Below are 4,128 nucleotides of genomic sequence, written 5' to 3'. Positions count from 1 at the left end.
GGCAGTTAAAATTGCGCTGACCAACCTGCTGACCAAAATTATCGGCCACCTGTCCCACCATATAACCTTGTGGTAGCGTAGCTATCTTTCCTTCGGGTACCAGAAAATCCATTTGAGTTGAGAAGGTAGATGATTGGGTATTTCGGTTAATATTAATGGATTGGCGCTCCTGCAGGATCTTCCCCATACGGCTCTGAATAAACCGGGCTGTTTCTCCCACCGATTGTCCGGCAAAAGCATTTCCAATGTTGGTCAAAATAGCATTGGCCTGTTCCTTCCCATAATCACGGATCAACTGATCAATGGTTTGTATTCCCAGCAGCGTTGAAATTTTATTGCTTCGTGCTGTGGCAATCAGGGTATCCAGTCCCCGAAAATAAATGGTTGGCAGCTCATCAAAAATCAATGAAGTTTTTTGCTGGTCTTTTCGGTTGATCACTTTCAGCATCCGGGTAATAAACAGCGATAACACTGCCCCGTACATTTCTATGCGCAATGGATTATTGGCCAGACAGACCACCTTCGGATGTTCGGGATTATTAATATCCAGTGAAAAATCATTACCTGAACAAATCCAGTAGATTTCTTTACTAATGATTTTGGAGATGGCAATCTTCAGGCTTCCCAGCTGTCCTTCCAGTTGTTCATTGGCTCCACGTTTGTGTGCATTGATAAAAGGATTGATAATATTCACCACATCCTTTTCCTGTGAAAGCACTTCAAACAGATCGTCGTATTCCAGTTGCAGCAATTCAATGGCATGAGGAAGTGTACAATACTCCCCGTCTTTATACTTTTTCAAGAACCAGATTACCGCAGCAAAAAAGGTGACTGCCGATTCGGAGAAGAATTCTCCTTGTTTGCGGATCCACTCCCGGTTCAGATTATAAAGCACCGTTCTGGAAGACTCGAAAGCATCGATGGGACTTTCCATCAATTCCGGTGCCAGCGGATTACAGCGATACGATCTTCTGATATCATCAAAATTGATGACATAAAAGCGCGATTGTTTCGGGAGCTTATTTTGCTTTCTGGCCTTCAGAAAATGATTGTAAGCGACTCCTGACAGATCCGGAAACTTAAAATCATACACACACATGCAAAATCCCTTTTCCAGGTGCTGTTTGATAAATGGAAGGACTACGGAGTAGGATTTTCCCGATCCCGGTGTTCCAATTACAATGGTTCCCCGGAAAGGATTGATCACATTGATCCAGCCTTCATGCTGCTTGTTCCGGTATTGATAAATGGTTTCCAGGTTGATGGAATACTCATTCTCTTCATAGGCCTGTTCCTGCGGAAAACTTTCATTTTCGAGATTAAAACGATCTTTCATCAGGTTCACATTAATCAGCTTGGAGATATTGTCAAATCCAATATTCAGCAGCACAAATCCAAAGAAAGACAACAGCAGGTAGGCCAAGGGAACGGTAACGATAATCAGCAGACTTCCCCAATACATCAGAAGGCCGGTGAGTACCTGTAAAACGATTGCAGATACTTTCAGATCCCGGTCTTTCTTAGCTTTGGTCCCAATACAAGTAATGGCCAGAAAAGCGATGCAGACTGTCTTTGCCCAAAGCGTGTTGGCAAGAAACTCTATCTGGAATATCTTTTCCAAAACCATTGAAAATTCAGGGATATAAAGCCCCTGTTCCCTGAACCAAACCAACTGGTCGATGTACAAGGTTAGAAAGAGGATCAGGTAAGAAAAGAACCTGAAGCCCTCGTGCAGGCGTTGTAATTCGCGGGATTCGTTTAACATTCTTCTGGAATATTAGAGTATTACAATAGTTGAATATTAGAATGATTGGGCTTTTAGGATGGCTTTGTTTTTCACTTCAAGCGTTAGTTTGCGTCCGGTGTTTCCCAATGCTTTTTCCAGCAGTTCGATTTTTAGGATGCGTTTATCGGGAACGATAAACTTGGGTAATACTACAACCTCCCGGAGCGTAGTTTTTGCGGGGATGCGCTCCCAATTGTAATGCCTGTAGAGTTCTTCCACCTGGTATTCCTGAACATTGATGGCTTTTACCCGCTTTTTGTCATCTATCCACCAGTGAATGGCTTCCATATCCAATACAATATTTGTGGAGTTAGTAATTTCGAGTTCAAAGAACAGCAGGTCCTGTTTCAGGTAAAGATTCTTCAGACGAAAAATAATACCGTCCTTTTTAGTTCTTAAGCGAACCGGTTTTTGGGTGCCGTCATTCAGAATCTGGATGCAAAATTCTTTTAACAGGTATTCCGGGACCGGACCAATATTTAGATCCCCGGCCTTCTCTCCATGAAATTCTTCCAGCTTATAAGAGATCTTATTGCCATCAGAATACCTTACAAACAGGGAATAGGAACGGTTGGCACTGACCACTGTCAGGGACGATTCGCCTTCAAAATCATCCACAGCTTTTACCCGCACCATATTGGGTTGCTCAGGTACCACTTCAGCAATCAACTTGTCCGGATCCCCCACCTGCAGATAGGTAATTTTTTCTTCGGCGATCAGGTGAGTGGTTTTGTTTTGGCAGATCTCTATTTGATTTTGAGCATTTACTGCCAGTGAAAAAAGAAAGAATGCGATAATAAATATTGTTTGTTTCATGACGTTTATTTTTGATTAATGATATAAACCAGTGTGTTCTTTTTGACGGTTACTTTTTTGAGACGTACCCGTTTAAGCATGGTCTGAGCAGCTCTGTCGGCAGCGCGAATACCGGTATAGGTCAGCGGATTGTTGGTGACACCCATCAGAGAAGAAGTATTGGTAGAAGCCCCCACCTCCTGGTAGACTTTGCGTGCGGCATTATCCGGCACATACAAACCTTCCAGTCCATCCAGATCACAGATCGTGAGTTTTACCGGGACAAAAGAATTTTCAACGGGTAATTGGGTGATCTCAATCAGCAGCCGTTCATTTTTGATCTGGCAAACTCCGTAGATAAAGCTGTTTTTAGGTATCGACTGTCCATTGATCCGGGTGTCTTCCAGCAAGCGTAGTTTTACCCGGTTGCCGTTGAGCACCGTTGTTGTTTCGTAGATCTCAGCTTTTATATGCGGAGTATTTATTGGCTCTTCCCTTTTGAATCCTGATGATTGTTTTTTCTCCAGGGTAAAGGACAGGTTTTGAATGGCCTCAATCTGTTGCAATCTCTCCTGTGCCTGTTGCAGATAAAAATTTAGAGAATCGTTTTTACGACTGAGCAGGACGTTTTTATCGATGATTTCATCCAGTTCTTCAATACCCGTTGTTGGCGAGGTCGTCGTTACTGCTTTCTTTGTTTCCGCCTGCTTTTTCACTACCGTTTCCTTTGGATTACTTTGGGATTGCGGAGATGCAGTTTTTCCACTGTTTCGAACTATTGGCTCCCCTTTTAATTCCTGCTGCACCTGCTTTTCTTTATTTCGGATATGGGCAAGAATTTGTCCCTGATCAGCATTTGGATCAAGTAGCGTATTCTCACGAGCTATTGTATCCTGAACGCTCAGCTCATCTAACTGAGTTGTATCATTTACATCAACCTCAGCGATTTCCGCCACCTGCTGATCATCTTTCTGATAGGCTTCCATCTTGTCATAGATCTTAATGGACTTTTCCGCTTCCGGGAGATCATAGTTAGCACCAATACCAGATGTATTTGGTTGCGTTTCTTTTACCGTTTCGGCCTCCGTGCCGCCACCCAACACCCAAAAGATCAGAATTACAAAAGGAATCAGAACCAGCGGAAGTAAAAACAGGGCCTTATTTTTTATCAGAAGTTCCTTCATTGATATATGTTTTTAATTGGTTTTCAAATGAATCCACAGGCAATTCAAAAGCTGAACGGCCTGTGCTTGTTGGAGCACTGGTCAGCGGTCCGGCCAGTGGTGCATCTACCTTCCTGGATTTTACTTTTCCGGATGGGATCCAGATAAAGGAGATAGCAAACAGGGCAAACAAAAAAGCGGTGATCAATATCCATTTGCTTTTTCGTTTTAAGGGATCCAGTGATTTGTCTTTATCGTCCAGTTCGTTTACCCAGCGGGTAAAACGACTGACATCTTTCAAATTATTTGCTGTCATATTTTTAATGTATTGTCGTTAATGTGTATCTCAGCCATTGGGCTGTTAGAATGATTTTCTTCGGATGC

The 4,128-nt window shown here is 42.9% G+C and carries 4 protein-coding genes; all 4 read right to left on the bottom strand.

Features of this window, described 5'->3' with window-relative positions; translation table 11 throughout:
• Positions 1–1,765: type IV secretory system conjugative DNA transfer family protein (locus ABZB17_RS21050; protein WP_372653345.1), on the bottom strand; the 1,765-nt coding region annotated here is incomplete at its 3' end.
• A gap of 36 nt (positions 1,766–1,801) precedes the next feature.
• Entirely contained in the window at positions 1,802–2,602 is an 801-nt protein-coding gene (locus tag ABZB17_RS21045; RefSeq protein ID WP_372653343.1) for a DUF4138 domain-containing protein, read from the bottom strand.
• A gap of 5 nt (positions 2,603–2,607) precedes the next feature.
• Positions 2,608–3,765: a conjugative transposon protein TraM gene (gene traM / locus ABZB17_RS21040; RefSeq protein WP_163321762.1), complete on the bottom strand. Its 1,158-nt coding sequence runs from the start codon at positions 3,763–3,765 to the stop codon at positions 2,608–2,610.
• Positions 3,740–4,060 carry a hypothetical protein gene (locus ABZB17_RS21035; RefSeq protein ID WP_163321763.1) on the bottom strand — a complete coding sequence of 107 codons (321 nt, stop codon included), beginning with the start codon at positions 4,058–4,060 and terminating at the stop codon, positions 3,740–3,742. Before ABZB17_RS21035 ends, traM begins: the two co-directional genes overlap by 26 nt.
• Positions 4,061–4,128 lie beyond the last annotated feature (68 nt).

Origin of the sequence: Draconibacterium sp., assembly GCF_041583095.1 — a bacterium.
In the GTDB taxonomy this organism is placed as follows: Bacteria; Bacteroidota; Bacteroidia; order Bacteroidales; family Prolixibacteraceae; genus Draconibacterium.
Note: the sequence above shows the minus strand (reverse complement) of the source record. Positions and strands in the feature narration are given on the sequence as shown.